Source organism: Uliginosibacterium sp. TH139, assembly GCF_002855595.1.
In the GTDB taxonomy this organism is placed as follows: domain Bacteria; phylum Pseudomonadota; class Gammaproteobacteria; order Burkholderiales; family Rhodocyclaceae; genus Uliginosibacterium; species Uliginosibacterium aquaticum.
In genome coordinates this window covers 1-20,523 of the sequence record NZ_PKRR01000004.1, presented here as the reverse complement: position 1 = coordinate 20,523, position 20,523 = coordinate 1, and the positions used below count along the sequence as shown (strand labels likewise).

The 20,523-nt window shown below is 61.2% G+C and carries 19 protein-coding genes; 13 read left to right on the top strand and 6 right to left on the bottom strand.

What is annotated here, in order from left to right; genetic code table 11:
* Positions 1 to 122: 122 nt before the first annotated feature.
* Positions 123 to 1,718: a malate synthase A gene (aceB, locus tag C0V76_RS09965; RefSeq protein ID WP_101942267.1), complete on the top strand. Its 1,596-nt coding sequence runs from the start codon at positions 123 to 125 to the stop codon at positions 1,716 to 1,718.
* A 133-nt stretch (positions 1,719 to 1,851) separates the two neighbouring features.
* On the opposite strand, the gene rpsI is transcribed toward aceB, so the two are convergent.
* Together rpsI and rplM are read right to left on the bottom strand one after the other, a co-directional pair.
* Entirely contained in the window at positions 1,852 to 2,247 is a 396-nt protein-coding gene (gene rpsI / locus C0V76_RS09960; RefSeq protein WP_101942266.1) for a 30S ribosomal protein S9, read from the bottom strand.
* A gap of 15 nt (positions 2,248 to 2,262) precedes the next feature.
* Complete coding sequence (gene rplM, locus C0V76_RS09955; RefSeq protein WP_101942265.1) at positions 2,263 to 2,691, bottom strand: 50S ribosomal protein L13; 429 nt, start codon at positions 2,689 to 2,691, stop codon at positions 2,263 to 2,265.
* 525 nt (positions 2,692 to 3,216) lie between these two features.
* Between rplM and C0V76_RS09950 the strand changes: the two genes are divergently transcribed.
* A complete protein-coding gene (locus tag C0V76_RS09950; RefSeq protein ID WP_101942264.1) occupies positions 3,217 to 3,642 on the top strand; it encodes an OsmC family protein in 426 nt (141 codons plus the stop codon).
* A gap of 14 nt (positions 3,643 to 3,656) precedes the next feature.
* Here the strand turns inward: C0V76_RS09950 and coq7 are convergent, their stop codons facing one another.
* Together coq7 and C0V76_RS09940 are read right to left on the bottom strand one after the other, a co-directional pair.
* The gene (gene coq7 / locus C0V76_RS09945; RefSeq protein WP_101942263.1) at positions 3,657 to 4,277 is read right to left on the bottom strand and encodes a 2-polyprenyl-3-methyl-6-methoxy-1,4-benzoquinone monooxygenase; all 621 of its coding nucleotides are present in this window, start codon (positions 4,275 to 4,277) and stop codon (positions 3,657 to 3,659) included.
* Between the two features lie 3 nt (positions 4,278 to 4,280).
* Entirely contained in the window at positions 4,281 to 4,811 is a 531-nt protein-coding gene (locus C0V76_RS09940) for an RNA pyrophosphohydrolase (protein WP_101942745.1), read from the bottom strand.
* 146 nt (positions 4,812 to 4,957) lie between these two features.
* On the opposite strand from C0V76_RS09940, the gene C0V76_RS09935 reads away from it, so the two are divergent.
* The 3 genes from C0V76_RS09935 to C0V76_RS09925 all read left to right on the top strand — a co-directional run bounded on the left by C0V76_RS09935 (position 4,958) and on the right by C0V76_RS09925 (position 7,822).
* Positions 4,958 to 6,667, top strand: coding sequence for a proline--tRNA ligase (locus C0V76_RS09935; RefSeq protein WP_101942262.1), 1,710 nt, complete (start codon positions 4,958 to 4,960; stop codon positions 6,665 to 6,667).
* Entirely contained in the window at positions 6,658 to 7,284 is a 627-nt protein-coding gene (locus C0V76_RS09930) for a lytic transglycosylase domain-containing protein (RefSeq protein WP_254048217.1), read from the top strand. Before C0V76_RS09935 ends, C0V76_RS09930 begins: the two co-directional genes overlap by 10 nt.
* A 109-nt stretch (positions 7,285 to 7,393) precedes the next feature.
* Positions 7,394 to 7,822, top strand: coding sequence for a hypothetical protein (locus C0V76_RS09925; RefSeq protein ID WP_101942261.1), 429 nt, complete (start codon positions 7,394 to 7,396; stop codon positions 7,820 to 7,822).
* 64 nt (positions 7,823 to 7,886) lie between these two features.
* Here the strand turns inward: C0V76_RS09925 and C0V76_RS09920 are convergent, their stop codons facing one another.
* Both C0V76_RS09920 and C0V76_RS09915 read right to left on the bottom strand, forming a co-directional pair.
* Positions 7,887 to 9,167, bottom strand: a complete 1,281-nt coding sequence (locus tag C0V76_RS09920; protein WP_101942260.1) for an OmpP1/FadL family transporter — start codon at positions 9,165 to 9,167, stop codon at positions 7,887 to 7,889.
* Positions 9,168 to 9,238: 71 nt separating this feature from the next.
* Positions 9,239 to 9,898: a TetR/AcrR family transcriptional regulator gene (locus C0V76_RS09915; RefSeq protein ID WP_101942259.1), complete on the bottom strand. Its 660-nt coding sequence runs from the start codon at positions 9,896 to 9,898 to the stop codon at positions 9,239 to 9,241.
* Between the two features lie 269 nt (positions 9,899 to 10,167).
* Here C0V76_RS09915 and tssA point away from each other — a divergent pair, with 269 nt between their 5' ends.
* From tssA to C0V76_RS09880, 8 genes are all read left to right on the top strand, one after another.
* On the top strand, positions 10,168 to 11,253 hold the full coding sequence (gene tssA / locus C0V76_RS09910; RefSeq protein ID WP_101942258.1) for a type VI secretion system protein TssA: 1,086 nt from the start codon (positions 10,168 to 10,170) through the stop codon (positions 11,251 to 11,253).
* A 429-nt stretch (positions 11,254 to 11,682) separates the two neighbouring features.
* Entirely contained in the window at positions 11,683 to 12,393 is a 711-nt protein-coding gene (locus C0V76_RS09905) for a M15 family metallopeptidase (protein ID WP_101942257.1), read from the top strand.
* 16 nt (positions 12,394 to 12,409) lie between these two features.
* On the top strand, positions 12,410 to 12,679 hold the full coding sequence (locus C0V76_RS09900) for a PAAR domain-containing protein (protein WP_101942256.1): 270 nt from the start codon (positions 12,410 to 12,412) through the stop codon (positions 12,677 to 12,679).
* A gap of 7 nt (positions 12,680 to 12,686) precedes the next feature.
* Positions 12,687 to 14,108 (top strand): hypothetical protein, encoded by a 1,422-nt coding sequence (locus tag C0V76_RS19900; protein ID WP_158239205.1) that lies wholly within the window; start codon positions 12,687 to 12,689, stop codon positions 14,106 to 14,108.
* A gap of 22 nt (positions 14,109 to 14,130) precedes the next feature.
* Positions 14,131 to 17,907 carry a type VI secretion system membrane subunit TssM gene (gene tssM / locus C0V76_RS09895; protein WP_158239204.1) on the top strand — a complete coding sequence of 1,259 codons (3,777 nt, stop codon included), beginning with the start codon at positions 14,131 to 14,133 and terminating at the stop codon, positions 17,905 to 17,907.
* 3 nt (positions 17,908 to 17,910) lie between these two features.
* The gene (gene tagF / locus C0V76_RS09890) at positions 17,911 to 18,909 is read left to right on the top strand and encodes a type VI secretion system-associated protein TagF (RefSeq protein ID WP_101942254.1); all 999 of its coding nucleotides are present in this window, start codon (positions 17,911 to 17,913) and stop codon (positions 18,907 to 18,909) included.
* 21 nt (positions 18,910 to 18,930) lie between these two features.
* Entirely contained in the window at positions 18,931 to 19,716 is a 786-nt protein-coding gene (locus C0V76_RS09885; RefSeq protein WP_101942253.1) for an OmpA family protein, read from the top strand.
* Positions 19,706 to 20,452: a hypothetical protein gene (locus C0V76_RS09880; protein WP_158239203.1), complete on the top strand. Its 747-nt coding sequence runs from the start codon at positions 19,706 to 19,708 to the stop codon at positions 20,450 to 20,452. Before C0V76_RS09885 ends, C0V76_RS09880 begins: the two co-directional genes overlap by 11 nt.
* Positions 20,453 to 20,523: the final 71 nt, after the last annotated feature.

Sequence of the window (20,523 nt, the reverse complement as noted above, 5' to 3'; positions counted from 1 at the left end):
TTCTGGGGAAAGCGTGATTGTCAGACATGACACCCAATCGATAGTGGTAATTCCGCCCTTGCTCCATCGATTAGCTCACTCCTACACTGCAGTGCAACATCCCTCCTGCAGGAGCTTCACACATGCCACGCCCCTCTGTTATCGAGATCTATGCCCCCCTCCACTCCGGCTTCGAAACTATCCTTACATCTGAGGCATTGGCTCTTATCGCTAAGTTGCATCAGGCGTTCGAAGGCAGACGCCAAGTACTGCTAAAAGCTCGAACCGAACGTCAAGTTCGTATCGACGCAGGTGAGCTCCCGGATTTCCTGCCCGCAACCCTAGTCATTCGCGAAGGAGAGTGGCGGATCTCGCCCCTTCCCCCTGCCCTGCGTTGCCGCCGCACCGAGATCACCGGACCGGTCGAGCGCAAGATGATCATCAATGCACTGAACTCCGGGGCGGACTCGTATATGGCTGACTTCGAGGATTCCAACGCGCCGAATTGGTTCAACCAGATTCAGGGGCAGATCAATCTACGCGATGCCATCCACGGCACGATCAGTTACACCAGCGAAGCCGGCAAGGAATACAGACTGAGGGACAAGGTCGCCACCCTACAGATTCGCCCGCGTGGCTGGCACTTGGACGAGAAACACGTACTTGTTGACGGACAGCGTGTGTCCGGCGGGATCTTTGATTTCGCGCTGGCCTTTTTCCACAATGCAAAAGAGCAGATCGCGCGAGGCGCAGGCCCCTTCTACTATCTGCCGAAGATGGAGAGCCATCTGGAGGCACGCCTGTGGAACGACATCTTCTGCATGGCACAGGACGAACTGGGCATCCCACGCGGCACGATCAAGGCCACGGTATTGATCGAGACCATCCTTGCAGCCTTCGAGATGGAAGAGATTCTCTATGAGCTACGCGAGCACAGCGCAGGGCTCAACGCAGGGCGCTGGGATTACATCTTCTCCTGCATCAAGAAATTCAAGGAAAACAAAGATTTCTGCCTGGCAAACCGCTCCGCAATTACGATGACCGCGCCCTTCATGCGTGCCTATGCGCTGAGTCTGGTGAAGGCTTGCCACAAGCGCGGCGCACCCGCCATCGGTGGCATGGCAGCGCTGATTCCAATCAAGAATGATCCGGAAGCCAACGAGAAGGCGCTCGCCGGTGTACGGGCAGACAAGGCTCGCGACGCGGTGGATGGCTTCGACGGCGGCTGGGTGGCCCACCCGGGGCTAGTGCCGATCGCGCACGAGGAGTTCGTGAAGGTGCTTGGCGATGCGCCCAATCAGTGGGGTAAGCAGCGCGACGACGTGCAATTTTGTGCCGCCGACCTGCTGAACTTCGTGCCTGAGCAGCCGATCACCGAAGCGGGCCTGCGCAACAACATCAATGTGGGCATCCACTACCTCGGCTCCTGGCTCGCCGGCAACGGCTGCGTGCCGATCCACAACCTAATGGAAGACGCAGCCACCGCGGAGATCAGCCGCTCGCAGGTGTGGCAATGGGTACGCTCGCCCAAGGGTGTGCTGGACGACGACCGCAAGGTGGATGCCGTGCTGGTTCGCAACCTGATCCAGCAGGAGCTGGAAAAAGTCAAAGCCACGGTAACCGCCCAAGGAGAAAACGCAACCAACTATGAACAAGCCGCCAAGATCTTCGAAGAGATGTCGCTCTCGGATCCGTACGTAGAATTCCTCACCCTCCCGCTTTACGAAACAATGAACTAAGGCGCTTAGTTGGTTGGACAAACTCGCGCTGAAGGCATTGAGATAGCTCGACAAGCACTCATGCCCGCGAAAAAATAGGGTCTGAAAAACAAAAAGCCCGCTATGCGGGCTTTTTGTTGAATCCAGGAAACGCTTAGCGCTTCGAGAATTGCTTGGCACGGCGAGCTTTGCGCAGACCGACCTTCTTACGCTCAACTTCACGTGCATCCCGAGTCACGAAACCGGCCTTTTTCAGAGCAGGCTTCAGTTCAGGGCTGAAGTCGATCAGGGCACGGGTGATACCGTGACGCACTGCACCAGCTTGACCCGACTCACCGCCACCGTTCACGTTGACCATGATGTCAAAACGATCGCTGGTCTCAGTCAGCTGCAGAGGCTGACGAACCACCATACGACCCGTTTCACGGGAGAAGAATTCGTCGAGCGGCTTGCCGTTGACGACGATTTTGCCGGAACCGGCCTTGATGAATACGCGAGCCACCGCAGTCTTGCGACGACCCGTGCCGTAGTTGTACTGTCCAACGGGCATTTTCTCGCTCCTAGATTAGATGTCCAGCACCTTGGGCTGCTGGGCAGCATGCGGATGCTCACCACCAGCGTAGCACTTGAGCTTCTTGAGCATCGCGTAGCCGAGGGGGCCCTTGGGCAGCATGCCCTTGACGGCCTTCTCCAGCACGCGAGCGGGGAAGCGCTGTTGCAACTTGGTGAAATTGGTTTCGTAAATACCGCCCGGGTAGCCCGAGTGACGGTAGTACTTCTTGTCCAGTGCCTTGTCGCCAGTCACACGCAGCTTCTCGACATTGGTCACGATGATGAAATCACCGGTATCAACGTGCGGCGTATAGATGGCCTTATGCTTGCCGCGCAGGCGGCGTGCGATTTCGCTGGCCAGACGACCAAGCACCTTGTCGGTCGCATCGACGACGAACCAGTCGTGCGTCACTTCATGCGGCTTGGCGGAAAAGGTCTTCATCACAGAGTTTCCTCTAGTCTTGTCTTGTTGTACGCGAAACGGACACCCGTACGCGGAAAGTCGGCAAGTATATGCGGTTTAAAACAGCGGTGTCAAACACATCATCAAAGACGATGTTGTCACCACCGGCGGAAGGCTTGCCGTCGATTACAGGCGAAAAAAACGCAGCCCTTGTGGGGCTGCGCCAAGTCCACACCAAAGGAGGAGGGTGGAGGAGACAAACGACGGATCGCAAAGCACTGCGATCAACACGGTTCAATTATGGAGTGACCGATGGTGCATTGCAAGAATCAAGGCTGATCTTCGGGCGAGATTGTTTCTATTCACCCATAAAAACTGCCAATACCAACAAAACCATGATTCATCAAGGGAAATATTCACGGACTGACAAATACCAAAGGCGCGTCGAACCATGGCAAGCCTCTCTCCCAGGCTGCAGGCTACACCGCAAACACGCAATTCACACGAGACTTCCACAGGGTTTTACACTCGCGTTCCCGAGAATAGAGAAGAGAAGCTCAAGCCATGGAATGCACTGTCAAATGGGATGGCGATGCCCGTTTCGTCGCCGACACCACCAGCGGACACACCATCCGAATGGAGGGGGCGGGTGATCTGGGAGGGCAAAATCAGGCGCCTCGCCCCATGGAGTTGATCCTGGCTGGCGCCGGCGGCTGCACTGCTTACGACGTAGTGCTAATCCTCAAGCGAGGACGTCATGCGGTTGCTGGCTGCGAAGTACAGCTCAAGGCTGAACGAGCCGAAACAGACCCGAAAGTCTTCACCCGCATCCACTACCACTATCTGGTCAGCGGCCAGAAATTGAAGCCGGAGATCGTTGAGCGCGCCATCAAGCTGTCAGCGGACAAGTACTGCTCTGCCTCGATCATGCTTGGCAAGACGGCCGAGATCACCCACGACTTCGAAATCATCGAAACGCCCGCTGCCTGAAGCCGACGGCGGTATTAAACGCGATAGGCCACTGTCGTCATGACCCGGGAGGCCAGACGCATGGCCTCCTGCACAGGCCCTGGCAAGGCGGCACCGCCAAGCTCCTGCGCCATTTCAGCGTGCGCGATCTCGTCGCTCCGCATCTGTTCAAGAATCTCGCGGCTGCGCAGATCATTCTGTGGCACTTTACCAAGATGACTGTCGAGATGGGCTTCAACCTGCTTTTCCGTCTCAGCCAGAAAACCCAGACTCCAGCGATCTCCCGCCAGTCCCGCGCCGACGCCGATCGCCAGTGCTCCGCCGTACCATAGAGGATTGAGCAAGCTGGGGCGACCACCAAGCTCACGGATGCGCTGCAGGGTCCAGGCCAAGTGTTCGGTCTCTTCGTCCGCGGCATGCTCCAGCACAGAGCGTGAGTGCTGAGTCCGTGCCGTCAGAGCCTGCCCCTGATAAAGAGCTTGGGCGCAGATTTCGCCGACGTGATTAATGCGCATCAGCCCTGCTACATGCTTGCGCTGGGAATCATCAAGCACAGCTTCAGGCTGTTGCGCACCCGGCACCGCACGCATGCTGCGCGGCTCGGCCGCCAGGGTGCGCAGGGCACGATCGAAACTAATGATGAGGCGATCGAGCATGATTCAGGCCTGACGCGCCGGCGCTTCGGGCTCGTAGGAGCGCGGCCGGGATTGCATGTCGCCATGAAACAGGCTGACACCCAGTTCATTCAGCGCAGCACGATAGACACCGCGCTTGAACTCGATGACGCCCTCCAGTGGCACCCAGAAATTAGTCCAGCGCCAAGCGTCAAACTCGGGGTGACCGCTGGCGCGAAGGTTCACGTCGCAATCTCGCCCCGCAAGACGCAACAGAAACCAGATCTGTTTCTGACCGCGGTAGGTGCTGCGCCACTCGCGCTTGATCCAGTGCTTCGGCACGTCATAACGCAACCAGTCACGGGTCCGGGCGAGCACGCGCACGTGCTCGGGACGCAATCCAACTTCCTCATAAAGCTCCCGGAACATCGCCTGCTCGGGGGACTCCCCTTGCTTGATGCCGCCTTGCGGGAACTGCCAGGAATGTTCGCGGATGCGTTTGCCCCAGAAAACCTCGTTGAGTGAGTTGACGATGACGATGCCGACGTTGGGCCGATAGCCGTCCCTGTCGAGCATGGGTATCACCATGAAATTCATGAACTGCTGCGATTCTTCCATAGTTCCCCGCCCAAGGAAACCTCTCGCCAGCCCGCGCTGCGCGTAGCCGGGGCCCTCGGGTACAATTCCAGATTGTCCATCCGCTTTCCACCCGAAGCCTCATCATGCGCGCTAGCCAGTTCTACATTTCGACCCTCAAGGATGCCCCCGCCGATGCAGAGATCGTCAGCCACAAACTGATGATGCGCGCCGGCTTCATCAAGAAGCTCTCCGCCGGTATCTATAACTACATGCCGATGGGTCTGCGCGTGATCCGCAAGATCGAGAACATCATCCGTGAGGAAATGAACCGAGCCGGCGCGGTGGAGCTTTCCATGCCCATCGTGCAACCGGCCGAGCTGTGGCAGGAGACCGGCCGCTTCGACAAGATGGGCGACGAGCTCTTGCGCTTCAAGGATCGCCATCAGCGCGACTTCGTGATGCAACCGACCTCGGAAGAAGTCATCACCGACATCGTGCGTCAGGATCTGCGCAGCTATCGCCAGCTGCCGAAGAACCTGTACCAGATCCAGACCAAGTTCCGCGACGAGCGCCGCCCCCGCTTCGGCATCATGCGTGGCCGCGAATTCACGATGAAGGACGCCTATTCCTTCCACAAGGATTTCGAGGACCTCAAGCGCGAATACCAGAACATGTTCAGCACCTACTCCTCGATCTTCACCCGCCTCGGTCTGGAGTTCCGTGCCGTTGCAGCGGACACCGGCGCTATCGGGGGCACTGGTTCGCATGAATTTCACGTGATCGCTGAGACCGGCGAAGACGCCATCGCCTACAACCCGGACTCGGAATACGCCGCCAACGTCGAACTGGCCGAAGCCGTCGCGCCCGCGACGCTGCGCCCCGCGCCGTCTGCCGCGCTGACAAAGATCCACACCCCCGGCGCCAAGACCATCGAACAGCTCGCCACCTTCCTCAAGATCGAGGCCCGCCAGACCATCAAGTCGGTCATCGTTGATGGCGACGACGGCGTGCCGGTACTACTGCTGCTGCGTGGCGACCACGAGCTGAACGAAGTGAAGGCCAGCAAGCTCGCCGGCGTATTCTCGCCGCTGCGCTTTGCCTCCCCGGCCACCATCCGCGACGCCTTCGGTGCCGAACCTGGTTCCATCGGCCCGATCGGCTTCCAGGGCAAGGTCTACATGGACCGCGCCGTTGCCGTGATGAGTAATGCCGTGATCGGTGCCAACGAGAACGACTACCACTACACCGGCGCCAATCTCGGTCGGGACTTTCCGGAACCGGCCGTTGCCGATATCCGTAATGTCGTTGCCGGCGACCCCTCACCGGACGGCAAGGGCACGCTGGCCATCTGCCGCGGCATCGAAGTCGGTCACATCTTCCAGTTGCGCACACGCTACTCCGAAGCCATGGGCTGCAAGTTCATCGGTGAGGACGGCAAGGAACAAGTCATGGAGATGGGCTGCTACGGCGTAGGCGTCACCCGCATCATGGGCGCGGCCATCGAACAGAATTTCGACGAGCGCGGCATCATCTGGCCGGACGCCATCGCCCCCTTCCAGATCGTGATCTGCCCGATGGGCTGGAGCCGCTCTGAAACCGTACGGGAAGCGGCCACCTCGCTGTACGCCGAACTGCGGGCGGCGGGCATCGACGCGATTCTGGATGACCGCGATGAGCGCCCAGGCGTAATGTTTGCCGATTGGGAATTGATCGGTGTGCCGCACCGCGTGGTGATTGGTGATCGTGGCCTGAAGGAAGGCGTGGCCGAGTATCAGGGCCGTCGTGAGGCCGAAGCCACCAAGGTCCCGGTTGCCGAGATTGCGGCTTTCATCAAGACACGCCTGTGCAACTGAGTCTGCGCCCTCTTCTTGTTGCATTGCTGGCCTTGTCGTCCTGCACGGCATGGGCCGGTGCGCAGCGCGAAGAGGCGCTCGCAGCCAGCGTACAGGCCGCGCTGCACGCGGCGGTTGCGGACCTGACCGCGCCAGAGCCCATCTTCCCGTCGCTGAACGAAAAGCTGCGCTGGCTCAACGAGATGGCTCCACGCCTGGCCAAACGCATGCCCGACACGCGCGAACGGGTCGAATTTCTCAAGACCGTATATTACGAAGCCCAACGCGCGGGGCTCGACCCGCAAATGGTGCTGGGCCTGATCCAGGTCGAGAGCGGCTTTCGCAAGTACGCCGTATCCAGCGTGGGCGCGCGTGGCCTGATGCAGGTCATGCCCTTCTGGGTGAAGGCCATCGGTACGCCGGACACCAACCTGTTTCACCTGCGCACCAACCTGCGCTACGGCTGCACGATCCTGCGCCACTATCTGGATATCGAGAAGGGCGACGTGTTCCGCGCCCTGGGGCGCTATAACGGTAGCCTAGGAAAACCGGAATACCCGAATGCCGTTCATGCCGCCTGGAAGAATAATTGGTCCTTCACTGCTGGCACTGGCGCAACACCAGTGGCTGCAAACTGATAAAGCAAACTCATATAGGCATTGAGAAAGTTTCTTCTCCTTGGAATAATGCCTTTGGCGTCCAAGACGAGACCCCGAGTTAGCTTGACAACACATCAGGAGGATCACCATGAAGCACCCGCTTAGCCTCGTAGTTGCATCGCTTTCCCTCGCACTGCTTTCGGCCTGTAGCTCGGCCCCCAGTTCCAGCTTCGTGGCTCCGACCGTCGTCAAGGATGGCACTCTGGTCAGCACCGGTGGTGAGGTGCTTTACACATACAAGAAAGATGCGGGCGCAGATAAGAGCGCCTGCGTGCTCGATTGCCTGAAGGTCTTCGGCCCGCTTTATCCGGGTCCGGATGACGTAGCCGGTGGCGACTACAAGATCATTGAGCGTGAAGATGGCTCGACCCAATGGTCTTACAAGGGCAAGCCGCTGTACGTTTGCACCGGCGCCAAGGCCCCTGCAGGTGCGCCGGCTTCGATGGTGAAGATGGCAGACAAGGCCGCTGAAAACTGCAAGAAGGCAGGCGCCGATTTCGAACTCGCCAAGCCCTGATCAGCCCCGTCTGCAACAAAAAAGCCGCTCATTACTGAGCGGCTTTTTTGTTGCCAGCAAACGCTTAAAAGCTGACCGAGTACTGCATACCCAGAATCACGATGCTGCCATCGTAGGAGCCCACCACGCTGCCGCGGCCACTGCTGCGCTGATCAGCCGACACGCTTGACTTGGGGATGTAGAGATAGGCAGCACCAACATCAACCGTGGAAGACTTATCCAGCTTCCATTGAGCTCCGGTAGAAATCCAGTAACGGTTGTTATCCGGCAGCGAGAGCAGACGCTCCTCTGCACTACGCACCGGGGTCTGGTCGTAAGCAATACCGTACTTCCATTTCCAACTGGCATTGATCTTATAGGTGCCGCCCAGCGCGAAGCGCCAGGTGTCACGGAAACGCGCATCCAGCGTCTGAGCAGTCGAGCCGTTGGCACGATCGATTGCCACCTTGTCCACGCTGCTCCAGTTAGTGCGCGACACATCGCCCAGCACTTCCCAGTTCTCATCCAGACGCTGGACGATACTCAGGATATAGGTATCCGGCAAAGTCAGATCAGCCCTGGCATGGGTATCCGGCGATACGGCCTGATTGGTCGAAGTAAGCGTGCCTTCAAGGCGATGAAAGACCTTGGAGCGATAAGAAACGCCAAGATCCATGCTACTGCCGAGCTTGAACAGAGCACCAGCATTCCAGCCCCAGGCTTCACTCGTGGCATCCAGCGTTACGGTGGTGCCCTGCACCATGGCATTCAGTGCTGCATTCGAGCCCGGAGGGTACGCAACACCAGCCTGGCGCTTGTACAAAGCCTCCATGCGCTGATAGTTCACACCAAAACCCAGCGACACGTTCTCGGTCGCCTGCACAGCCATAGAGGGATTGACGTTGTAAGTCTTGATATCAAAAGTAGTGGACTGAAAACGCCCGACCCAGTCATTGTCATATTCGGTCTTCAAACCAAACGGGCTGCCCACACCGAGACCGGCAAACACCTTGTCGCTAACCTGCCAGCTTGCATACATGTTTGGCAGCGCGGCAATACCACCGGCATCACCACCATTCGTACCCTTGGCTGCGGGAGCATTCGAGGAGCCTTCATCACTGAATTTGTAGCTCGGCTGGATCAGTGCGACCCCGGCGGACACATTAACGCCCTTCAGCTTGGTCATTGCGGCTGGATTGAAAAACACCGTGCTGGCGTTCTCACCCACCGCAGCCGAGCCCGCATAGGCATTGCCCAGACCGCTGGCGTTTTGCTCAAGCAACTGAAAGCCCGACGCGCCTGCCACACCACTCAAGCCCAAACCGAACACGGCGGCAATCGCTCGAACCATCCTCTTTTTCTGCATGCAACTCTCCTGAAAACCTCTAGTTATATAAACCTGCACTCACCCACAAACCCCGCACCAGCGCGCACCCATCAAGCTGCTGGCCAAGGGGCTTGCAGCCCTCCCAGAAAGAAAACCTCCATCCGACGCAGCAAGCGCGCCGGATCCCGCTCTTCCGGATGCTTCAGCAAGGCCAAAGCATCGGCACCGGAAATGACATACGTCGCGGCGCCTGCCACAAAATGCAGGCGCCAGGCCACTTCATCACGCGGCAAGCCCGGCAACGCACGGCACGAAGCCTCCAGATAGCGTTGCAACACCTGCTCGTAGGCCGCAGCGATGAACTCACCCAAGCCCTCCACCGGCGCCGTATACGCCTGCCCTAGAAGACGCATGAAGATCGCACCACCACCGGCCTGATCGCTGGCCAGACGCACTGCCGGCGCAAAGAAGGCTTCGAGGATCTGTTCGGGCGGCAAAGCCGCACCCGGCTCTACGCTGGCCTCAAGTGCCTCCAGCCTCGCCATGCGCTCACCATTCAAGTCGGCTAGCCGACGCTGGAAAATCCGTCGGATCAACTCAGCCTTGCTACCGAAGTGATAGTTCACCGCCGCCAGATTGACACCTGCCGCAGCCGTGAGCATGCGCATCGAGCTTCCATCGAAACCATGCTCTGCAAACAGGCCTTCGGCCGCATCCATGATGCGGGCGGCAGTTAGCGAAGAAGATTCGGGCGATCCGGCAGGCGGCATGTAAAGGCAATATTCAAACAAACGTTTGGATGCTACCTGCGTACAGGATCGAGTCAATCCGCAGCGCACAATCGCTAGCGTATGGAAAGCAGACGAAAGTACGCCCCAACGCCCTCAGCATGAACGCAGAATCCTCTGCTCGTCGGCACAGACCAAGGGCTGGTCGGAAAGTCGGGCCTCACAAGTTGCATCAGAATCGCGCCTCGCGCACATTCCGATCCTGACCAGACGAGCGCTCTCCTGCTCATTTTTCCCGTGGACCTGACACCATGAACGCCTCTAGCTTGCCCGAACTCGACGCCCTCGGCGCCGCACTTTCTGACACCAATCCGTGCGGGGAAGACATGTCTTTCTCCAGCGAATTCGACGAGATCCAGGAAGCCCGCCGTGAGGACGACCCCAGCATCGATCAGGGCGAATGGGTCACTTCGATCAAGGAGGCCGACTGGAAGCGCGCTGCCAGCGTCTGTCAGCAACTGCTGACAGAGCGGACCAAGGATCTGCGCCTGGCCTCCTGGCTCACCGAGGCACTAGCCAAGACCCACGGCATCTCCGGCATGAACCATGGCCTGCGGGCCATCGATGAACTGGTCTGCCGCTTCTGGAGTGATCTTCACCCTCAGGCAGAAGACGGTGACCAGGAGCAACGCATCGGCAATATCGGCTGGCTGATCACGCGTGGCGTACAACTCGTACGGGGTTTTCCGGTTGTTCAGGGCAAAGCCGCCCGCTACACCCTGGGAGACCTGAACGCAGCGCGGGCCCTGCAATCCCTGCTCGATCGTAACCAGGCCCCCGAAGACGATGGAAGTGCCCAGCGGATCACCCTGCAACAGGTTCGCGACGCTCAACGCTCAAGCCCGCGCGCCTTCTACGAGCAAACCCTGGCCGCCTGCACCACCTGCCTAAACACTCTGGAACAGCTCGGCCGCAATATCGATGCGCACCTTGGCATGGACGGCCCCTCCTTCACCCCCTTGCGCAGCGCAATCGAAGCCTATGCCGCAGAAATCGAACGCATGGCCCGGGAAAACGGCATCAGCGCAGAAGCTTCGCGCCAGCCACTTGAGGCCTCGGGCGGCGAGAGCCTGGCGAACGAAACCCCTTCCGCTACCCAGACGAGCCAATCTGGCGGCCCCCTGCGCTCACGCGAACAGGCCCTGAAGCAGTTGCGCGAGGTGGCCGATTTTTTCCGTCGCACCGAACCGCACAGTCCGGTCGCCTACCTGGCCGACAAGGCCGCCAACTGGGGGGAAATGCCACTCCATGTCTGGCTCAAAACCGTTCTCAAGGAAGAAGGTGCGCTATCGCGCTTCGAGGACCTGCTGGGCTTCGATGCCGGCGAGGAGCATTGATCGGAGGTTTCTGGCTGCGCCGCCAGGGAGCATGCTTAAGTAATAAAAAGCCCTTCGGTGGACGACCGTCTGCCGCAGGGCTTTTTTCTATTCAGATCACGTCAAATAATTCAAGCAGACCAATCGGGCACTTGCCCTTCAAAGCGCCTTCTGTAAATATCCAAGCCATTGAATTTAAATGATTTTTTAGTCGTCAAATTCACCTCAAATCAACAAAAACACCAACTCTAAAAAACCTTCTGGTAACACAAAAAGAGCTTTTGAATCGGGGACTTCGTGGCAGTAGCAATAGTTTTCGCTTATGTGATTTTGATTGTTCTGGTGTGTGTTTCGATATTTTTCGCAGAAACCCGGAAATATCTGCTCAACACCACAATCAATTTGGCAAATATTGCAATTTCACCATTCAGCCAGTTAGCCCAAGCCTGCATGAAAGGCTGGCGCAGCGGCACCACGCTCACCGGCGACGGTGTGTCGCGCCTGCGTGAAGAGTTGTGGCAATACCGCCTGTGGTGGCTGGGAGCCGCTGCGTTTCTGCTCATCCCCTTGCTCGTGCTCCTGCTCCTGCGTGAGGACATCAACGTCGGCAGCTTCGCCGACGCGCCGCGCGGAGGAGATGCCGTGATTGCTGCCCTGCTGGCTGGCGAGCGCCTCGTGCCTCCACCACCACTGCCGCCGGACTCCTTTACCACCGTCGAAGTCCTCACCCTCCGCCCCGCCCTGGCCAATGCCAGCCGGGACTGGGGCTTGCTGGATGACGGCTTCAGCCAGCGCCTCTTGCACGTATTCCAGCGCATGCATGAACACGGTTATGAAATGGCTCTACTCGAAGGCTATCGCAGCCCGGAGCGACAGGATCAACTCGCGGCCATGGGCGGCCATGTCACCAATGCCAAGGCTTTCCAGAGCTATCACCAGTACGGTATGGCCGCCGACGTGGCTTTCGTGCGCAACGGCAAGCTGGTGATCTCTGAAAAAGATCCCTGGGCCATGCGTGGCTACGAGCTCTATGGCCAGGAAGCCGAAGCCATGGGCCTTACCTGGGGCGGGCGCTGGAAGATGATGGACTTCGGTCACGTCGAACTGCGCGGCACGACGCGTCTTCCCAGCCGCACCGACAAATCCCCCGCAACACTTTAAGACAGGCAATTCAAAGATGAATCGACCGATCATTCTCGTTGGCGACAAGACCGATCATGGCGGCGTGGTGCTCGAAGGCGCCCCGACCACCGATATCCACGGCCGCAAGGTGGCTCGCGTGGGCGATAAGGTGAGCTGCCCGAAGCGCGGGCACAACGACACCACCGTGATCGTCACCGGCGACGAAACCTGCCTGATCGAGGGCAAACCGGTTGCCCGGCATGGCGACAAGACAGCCTGTGGCGCCACCCTGATCGCCTCACAGTCCTTCACCACGGACATCTGAGGCCGGCATGCAACGTATCCTCGGGCTGCTGCTCGTACCCTTCCTGCTGGTGGGCCTGATCTGGCTGGCCACCGTGATCTACCTGCAGCAGAGCGCTGCCCAGGTCGATGGCAATGCCTTGTTGCTGCATTTCGTCTATATCCCGCTCGCCGCGGTGGCCCTCTGGTTTGCTGGCAAGGCGGCCTTCACCTGGCTGACACGCGAGCCCGCTACCAGCGCCAGCCCGGCTACGGCCCCTGCCGCACCGCTTGCCCAGCCTGCTGCAACACCCATCCCGCTGCCGCTGGCGATCCTGGCCGCTGAGTTCTCCACGCCCGGTGGAGACTGGGCCGAACAAGTTCTGCCAGAGCTGCGCGAAGGCAAGCTGCGGCCGGAACTTGCTGACGACATGCTCAATGCCGAAGGCCTGCCGGTGAGCTGCGCACGCCATGCCGATCTCGATACTGAAGCCCATCAGGAGTGGCTAGAGAAATGGCTGCACAGCGCGAGCCCCGAACATCCCTCGCAACTTGAAGCAGTGGCCGATGGCGCACGTCTGCTGGCCCTGCTGGACGGCCCGCTCACCCGTAGCCTGGACACCCTGGCGGCGCTCCCGCCGCTGCCGCTGCCTGAGCACACGCCCGCGGGTACGCCGCCCGCACAACGCCCGCTGCTGATCAAGCTCTTTGCCCCCGCCCCATGGCAAGACATGCTCACCGCCCATCTCCGCGAGCGTCTCACTGAACTCTCAGGATTTGCCATCGGCTTCATCAAGCACGATGCGCAGCGCCCGGAGCTGCATCACGACCCGATTCGGGTCGCCGACGCCTTCGCTCTGGACCTGCGCAAAAATCCGGGCAGCCAGGCCACCCTGATGCTTGTGGCCTGCGATAGCCTCAGCAATCAGGCACGGATCGATCAACTCGAAGCCGAAGGGCGTCTCTTCAGTGCCAGCACGCCGGACGGCCTGGTCCCGGGAGAGTCCGCCGCAATCCTGCTCGCCGCCGCGCCCTCGCAGATCCCTGCAGAAAGCGAGGCGCTCGCACGCCTCGAACGCAGCGCCTGGGGGGCACGCCAGAAGCCTGTCGACGCACGAGGTCGCACCGACGCCGAGCTGCTGGGTCGCCTGCTGCCGGAATTACTGGAGCACGCCGGCCTTGCTGCCAGCGAAGTCTGCGGCCTGAGCTCGGATTGCGATCAACGCGCAGCCTGGTTCACCGAAGCCGCCACGCTCATGAGCACCCATCTGCCTGAACTCGACCCGGTGAGTGACCACCTCTCGCTGGGCCGTAGCTTCGGCCACACCGGCCATGCCGGCCCACTGCTGGCCCTGGTCATGGCCGCCCATACGGCGCAAGCGGAGAGCCGTGCAGTGCTCGCCGCCGCCCTGTTCGATCCCGTCCAGCGCAGCCTCGCCGTGCTGCGTCCCTGGCAAGTTTCCGCAAGCTGATTTTTTCCTGGTCCGATTCAAGATGAGCCGCCTCCTGTCCTTCCTGTTTGATTCCCGCGTGTTAGCCGCCATCGGCTTCCTCGCCCTGACCGCCTTTCTGTTGATCTCTGCCAGCACCCTGCAGATCGCCCTGCTCTGGGTAGGCATCGTGCTTGCCGTGGCCGTACTGGCCTGGGTACTGATGCGCCTGTGGCGTGCCCACCGCGCCCGCAAGGGCGCTGAGGCTATTTCCGGCATGCTGGAAGCCGAAGCCGAGCGCGCCGTGCAGGCCGCTACACCGGACAAGCGCCCGGAAGTCGAAGCCCTGCGCAAGCGCATGCTCGACGCGGTCAAAACGATCAAGACGTCCAAGCTCGGCGAGCTCAGCGGCAACGCAGCCCTGTACGAGTTGCCCTGGTATCTGGTGATCGGCAACCCGGCCGCCGGCAAAAGCTCGGCCATCGTTAACTCAGGGCTGAACTTTCCCTTCTCGGACGTCACCGGCAACGTGATTCATGGCCTCGGTGGCACCCGCAACTGTGACTGGTTCTTCACCTCGGAAGGCATCCTGGTCGACACCGCCGGCCGCTACTCCGTGTACGAAGCCGATCGCGGCGAATGGCTGTCCTTCCTGCACCTGCTCAAGCGTCATCGCCCGAAGGCTCCGATCAACGGCATCATCATCGCCGTCAGCATCGCCGAGCTGAGCCAGAACCGGCCCGAGTACGCGATCAATCTCGCCAAGCAATTGCGCCTGCGCGTGCAGGAGCTCTCTGATGAGCTGGGCGTGTTTGCCCCGGTTTACCTGATGTTCACCAAGGTCGACCTGATTGCCGGGTTTGCCGAGTTTTTCGAGGATGCGGACGCTCAGGAGCGCGCCCGCGCCTGGGGCGCCACCCTGCCCTTCGACCCGGAGGGCAAGACCGACGCCGTCGCCTCCTTCGAAGAGCACTTCGCCAAGCTGATCGATGGCCTGCACGAATTGTCGGTCGCCCGCATGTCGATGAGCCTCGATGGCAAGATCGGCGCTGGCGTGCTGAGCTTCCCGCTCGAATTCGAAGCCACCCGTGCCAGCCTGCGTGCCTTCGTCGCCACACTCTTCGAGGAAAACCCCTTCCAGTACAAGCCGGTGTTCCGCGGCTTCTACTTCTCTAGCGCGGTCCGTGAAGGCGCTCCGGTCAGCACCTCGGACCAGCGCATGAGCGAGCTCTTCGCCCTCAAGCCGACCGGCGTCACCCGCCCGCCGGTCAGCATCTACGAAGGCGCCGGCTTCTTCCTCTCGGACCTGTTCTCCAAGGTCATCTTTGCCGACAAGGGACTGGTGCGCCAGTTCACTTCCCGTGCGACTCAGCGCGCACGCATCATCGGTTTCAGCGCTGCCGTACTGCTGCTCAGCGCGGCACTCTCGGTATGGACCTGGTCCTTCCTCGCCAACCAGAAGCTGCTCGCCAATGTGCAGGCCGATCTGGACCGCGCCGTGGCCATCCAGCAGAGCCGCACCGATGTAGGCAGCCGTCTGGAAGCCATCGAAGTCATTCAGGATCGCATCCAGCAGCTCCAGCAGTTCCGCGAAGACAAGCCACTGGCGCTCGGTTTTGGCCTATACCAGGGCAATGCCATCGAGCAGCGCCTGCGCTACGAGTATTTCAACGGCATCAAGGCGGTGTTGCTGGGTCCGGTCGGTGAATCGATCGAGAGCTATCTCAGCGAAGTCAATGCCAACGCCGACAAGCTCCAGCCTCAGAGCACCGCCACCCAGGCCTCGGCGGCGCCCACCGTGGCTACTGCACGCACAGAACCATCGCTCTATCGCGAAGTCTCCCCGAGCAGCGTGGAAGACGCTTACAACGCGCTCAAGACCTACCTCATGCTGGCCAACCGCGAGCGTCTCGAATCCGGTCACCTGAACGACCAGATCACCCGCTTCTGGCGCGTGTGGCTGGATGCCAACCGCGGCAGCATGCCGCGCGAGCAGATGATCAAGAGTGCCGAGCACATTCTCGGTTTCTTCCTGGCCCAGACCGCCCAGCCGGACTTCCCGGTGCTCGACAACAAGATTGCGCTCGTCGATCAGGTGCGCGAAAACCTGCGCCGCGTGGTGCGCGGCATGCCGGCCCGCGAACGCGTGTATGCCGAAATCAAGGCCCGCGCAGCCACCCGCTTCCCGCCGCTGACCGTGGCACGCATCGTCGGCGAGGAAGACAGCAAGCTCGTTGCCGGCAGCTACGCCATGTCCGGTGCATTTACCCGCGATGCCTGGGAAAAGTTCGTCGACCCGGCGATCAAGGAAGCCGCCAACAAGGAGCTGCAGTCCTCCGACTGGGTGCTCAAGACCAGCACCCGCGAAGACCTCACCCTGCAAGGCAGCCCGGAGCAGATCCAGAAGGCACTGGTCGAGATGTACAAGGCCGAGTACGCCGCCGAGTGGAAGAAATTCCTGCAAGGTGTCACGGTGGCAGGCTTCACGGATTTCACCGCCGCCGTCACCGGCCTCAACCGCCTGGGGGACCCCGGCAGCTCACCCGTCAAGCGCCTGATGGAAGCGCTCTACCGCGAGACCTCCTGGGACAACCCCTCGCTGATCAACTCCCAGCTTGCCGGTGCCAAGCGCGGCATCGTCGCCTGGTTCAAGGAGACCATCCTGCGTCAGGCTCCGGGCCAGGTGAACGTCAATGTCAATCTCGCCAGCGGTGCCGGCGAAATGCAGATGGGCCTGATCGGCAAAGAGTTCGCTGCCATCGCCGCCCTCATGATGCCGCGCGGCGAAAACAAGGATGTGCTGCTCACCGGCTACCTCTCACGCCTCTCAGCCCTGCGCACCCGCTTCAATCAGATCAAGACCTCGGGCGACCCAGGTCCGGCCGCCCGTCAGCTGATGCAGCAGACCTTCGACGGCAGCAGCTCCGAGCTGGCCGACGCGCTACGTTTCGTGGATGAAAGCATGCTCATCGGTCTCTCGGACTCGCAGCGCAGCACCATCCGGCCGCTGCTGGTTCGCCCGTTGATGGAATCCTTCACCGTCATCGTCAAGCCGGCTGAAGTAGAGCTCAACAAGATCTGGCTGGCCCAGGTCTTCGAGCCCTTCAATCGCACGCTGGGGACCAAATACCCGTTCCAGGCCGATTCGCGCATCGAAGCCAGTCCGGCCGAGATCGCCCAGTTCTTCGGCCCGGACGGCGCCATCTCGAAGTACGCCAGCGCCACCCTCGCCACCCTGGTCGTACAGCGCGGACAAACCTTCTCGCCGCGCACCTGGGCGGATATTGGCATCACCCTCAACCCCGAGTTTGCCGCCAATTACCCGCGCTACGTGGCGAACCCCGGCGGGCCGGTGAATAGCGGCGCGGCAGCAGGTGCACCGGAAACTGTCTTCCAGATCATGCCGGTGCCCTCCTCCGGACTCACCGAATACGCCGTCGAGATCGACGGCCAGCAGATGCGTTATCGCAACGGCGCAACCGCCTGGCATCGCTTCCAGTGGCCGGGCAGTGGCACGCCAGGCGCACGCGTCACAGCCACCGGTTTTGATGGTCGCGTCACCGAGCTGCTCAACATCCCCGGTCGCTTTGGCCTGGAAAAAATGATCGGAGCCGCACGCCGTCAGCGTCGTGACAATGGTGATTTCGAGCTGAGCTGGGGCGAAGGCAACCAGCAGGTCTCGGTGGTGCTGCGCATCATCAGCCAGCAAAGTGCCGATGCCGCTCAGGCACAGGGCAACAGCAACAGCCCGGCTCCTGCCCAAAGCCTCAAGGGACTGCAATTGCCGCAAGTCATCGCAGGCACTCCCGCTCCGGCGGTCGCTGCGGTCGAGGTGCGCTGAAACATGAATGCGCCCTACACCCTGCAGATTGGCAACGAGCCGCTGATTCACTTCGGCAAGCTGCCCTCGCGTGGCGATTTCATCCGCAGCCACAATGGCTCGGCCGTCATCAACACGCTGGATAGCTGGATTTCCGCCAGCCTCGCTCAACTGGCCGTGGATGCGGACTGGAAGCGCCACTTCGACGCCCTGCCCGCCATCCTGTTCACCTTCCTGGGCAGCCGCAGCCCCAACGTGTTGCTCGGCCGCATGATCAGCAGCGAAGACAGCTCCGGCCGGCGCTTCCCCTTTTTGGTGGCCGGCAGCCTGCGCAGTGAAACTCCGCTCTCCTTCCTGCCCTGCCTACCGCTGGCGATGAAACAGAGCTGGGAAGAGATGGAGCGTCTGCTCGACGACGCCCGCCAGGCCAGCGATATCAGCGAAGCCCTGGCCCGCATCGAAGTCACCCCTTTGCGTGTGCCAGCCGATCTGGCCGAGCTGGAAGCGGAGCGCAAGGGTCTGATGCTGGATCTGAGCATCGGCCAGCTGGAGGCCCAGCTGCATGCGGCCGGCAATCCTGGCCTGTTGCGCTACAGCGTGATCGCCTTGGGCCTGCTGCTCTCACCGCTGCTCTCCGGCTCCAGTGCAGCCGCCAGCAAGGGCCTGGCCCTGCCACTGCCGGAAGACAAGCAGCAGGCCGGGCCGGCGGCCGTTTTCTGGCTCAGCCTGGTAGCCCCCTTCCTGGCACGCGGCGATCATGAAATCAGCCTGATGCGCACCCATTTGCAGGGTCGGCCCCAGCTGATACTCGGTTTCTCGGGCGCCAGCGCGCTCGGCCTTGAAGCCATCTTCAACCCGGCGCGTTCCTTTGAAGCCAACATCGACCTGTGCGATGCCGAATGGGTAGAAGACTACATCGCCTCCGAATACGCGCTGACCAAGCTCTCCACCTACCTCGAGCATCCCGACCTCTCGCTCGCCCAGGCCATCACCACCTTCGGCGAAGTATTTCTCGGCGCCTGACCCCAAGGCACAGCACACATCATGAAGATTCCACACCTCCTCCTGCTCTCCACCCTGCTCGCCTGTAGCGTGACCAGCCATGCCCAGACCACACCGGCCGCCCCTGCTGCTGCAGAGCGCCCGGTCGTCGTCAGCGGCACCGTGCCGGACGAAGCGACTCGCCAGGCCATCCTCGGCAAGCTGCGCACCCTCTACGGCAACGATCGGGTTGTCGATCAGCTTGGTATCGGCAAGGTCTCCGCCCCCCCGAACTGGTCTGACTATGTGCAGAAGCTCATTACCGAAGATCTCAAGCAGGTCCGCAACGGCGAGCTGGACGTCAACGGCAACAGCCTCAGCATCCGCGGCGATGTCGGTAGTCAGCAAGAAGTCGAGCAATTGCCTGCCCAGCTCGCCGCACGCCTGAATCCCACCTATCAAGTGCGCAGCGGTTTGCGGGTCGGCACCAACGAGCAACAGGTGCTCGACAAGGCGCTGGCCAACCGCATCGTCGAGTTCGACCAGGGCTCCGCCATTCTCACCCCCCGCGGCAGCCAGCTACTGGACGAAATGCTCAGCGCCATCAAACAGCTGGGAGACCGCAGCATCCAGATCATCGGCCATACCGATAGCTCGGGCCGCCCCGAAGCCAATGCCATGCTCTCTCAGGCCCGCGCCGACTCGGTGCGCCAGTACCTCGTCCAGCATGGCCTGGCCAGCACCCAGCTGATCTCGATCGGCAAGGGTTCGCTGGAGCCGGTCGCCTCCAACAACACGGCGGAAGGGCGTGCGCGCAATCGCCGCATCGAATTCCGCATTGCCAACTGAACGCGTGCCTGACGACATGACCCAACCCACGCCCGCAAAGCCGACACCGCCCAGTCGCCCGTCCCTGTTCGGGCCGGCAACCGAAGCCGCAGGACAGCCGGCCCCCCAGCGCATCAGTGTGCTGGCCTCGCTGGACGCGCGCCCGGCGCCCGCGCCCAAAAAGAAGCGCCGCCCGCTATGGCTGGCTATCGCAGCCCTGTTCAGCGCCGGCCTGATCGGTTCGATCGTCTGGGAGCTGACCGATACTCCGGCTCTCCTCGCCCAGAAACCTGAGCCCGCCGTTGTCGCACAGCCTGTTCCGGCCGCCCCGCCGCCTGCGGCTGCTGAATCCTCTCCCGCCGCAGAGCTGGTTGCGGAGAACGCCCCTGCCAGCATCGAGCGTATCGAGCCAGACACCCCTTTGGCCGCGCTCGAAGCCCCCGCAGCCCAGGCCAGTGCGCCGGAGGAAGCCCCCTCTCCCGCACCCGCAGAAACTGCAGCACCGAAAAAATCATTGCTCGCCACATTGGCCGCTCCGGCCGCCAACACGCCGGAGTCGCCCAGCCGAAAGAGTGCCGCGCCCGCAGGAAAAGGCAACACAAGCAAAGCGGAAGTCGCCACAGCCCCCCGCAAGGTGGGCAAAAAAGACGGCGCACGCGAATCCGCCAACGACACCGACGTGCTGCTGCTCGAAGCCCTGGTTGCCCACGATCCGAAGGCCCAGACCCCCTCCGCCCTGCCAGACAAGAAGCCATGAACCAGGCCTTAGACCCCCGCAGCCTGCCCGCCGCAGCGAGCGCACTGGAGGTGCTGGCCGGCCTGCGTTCC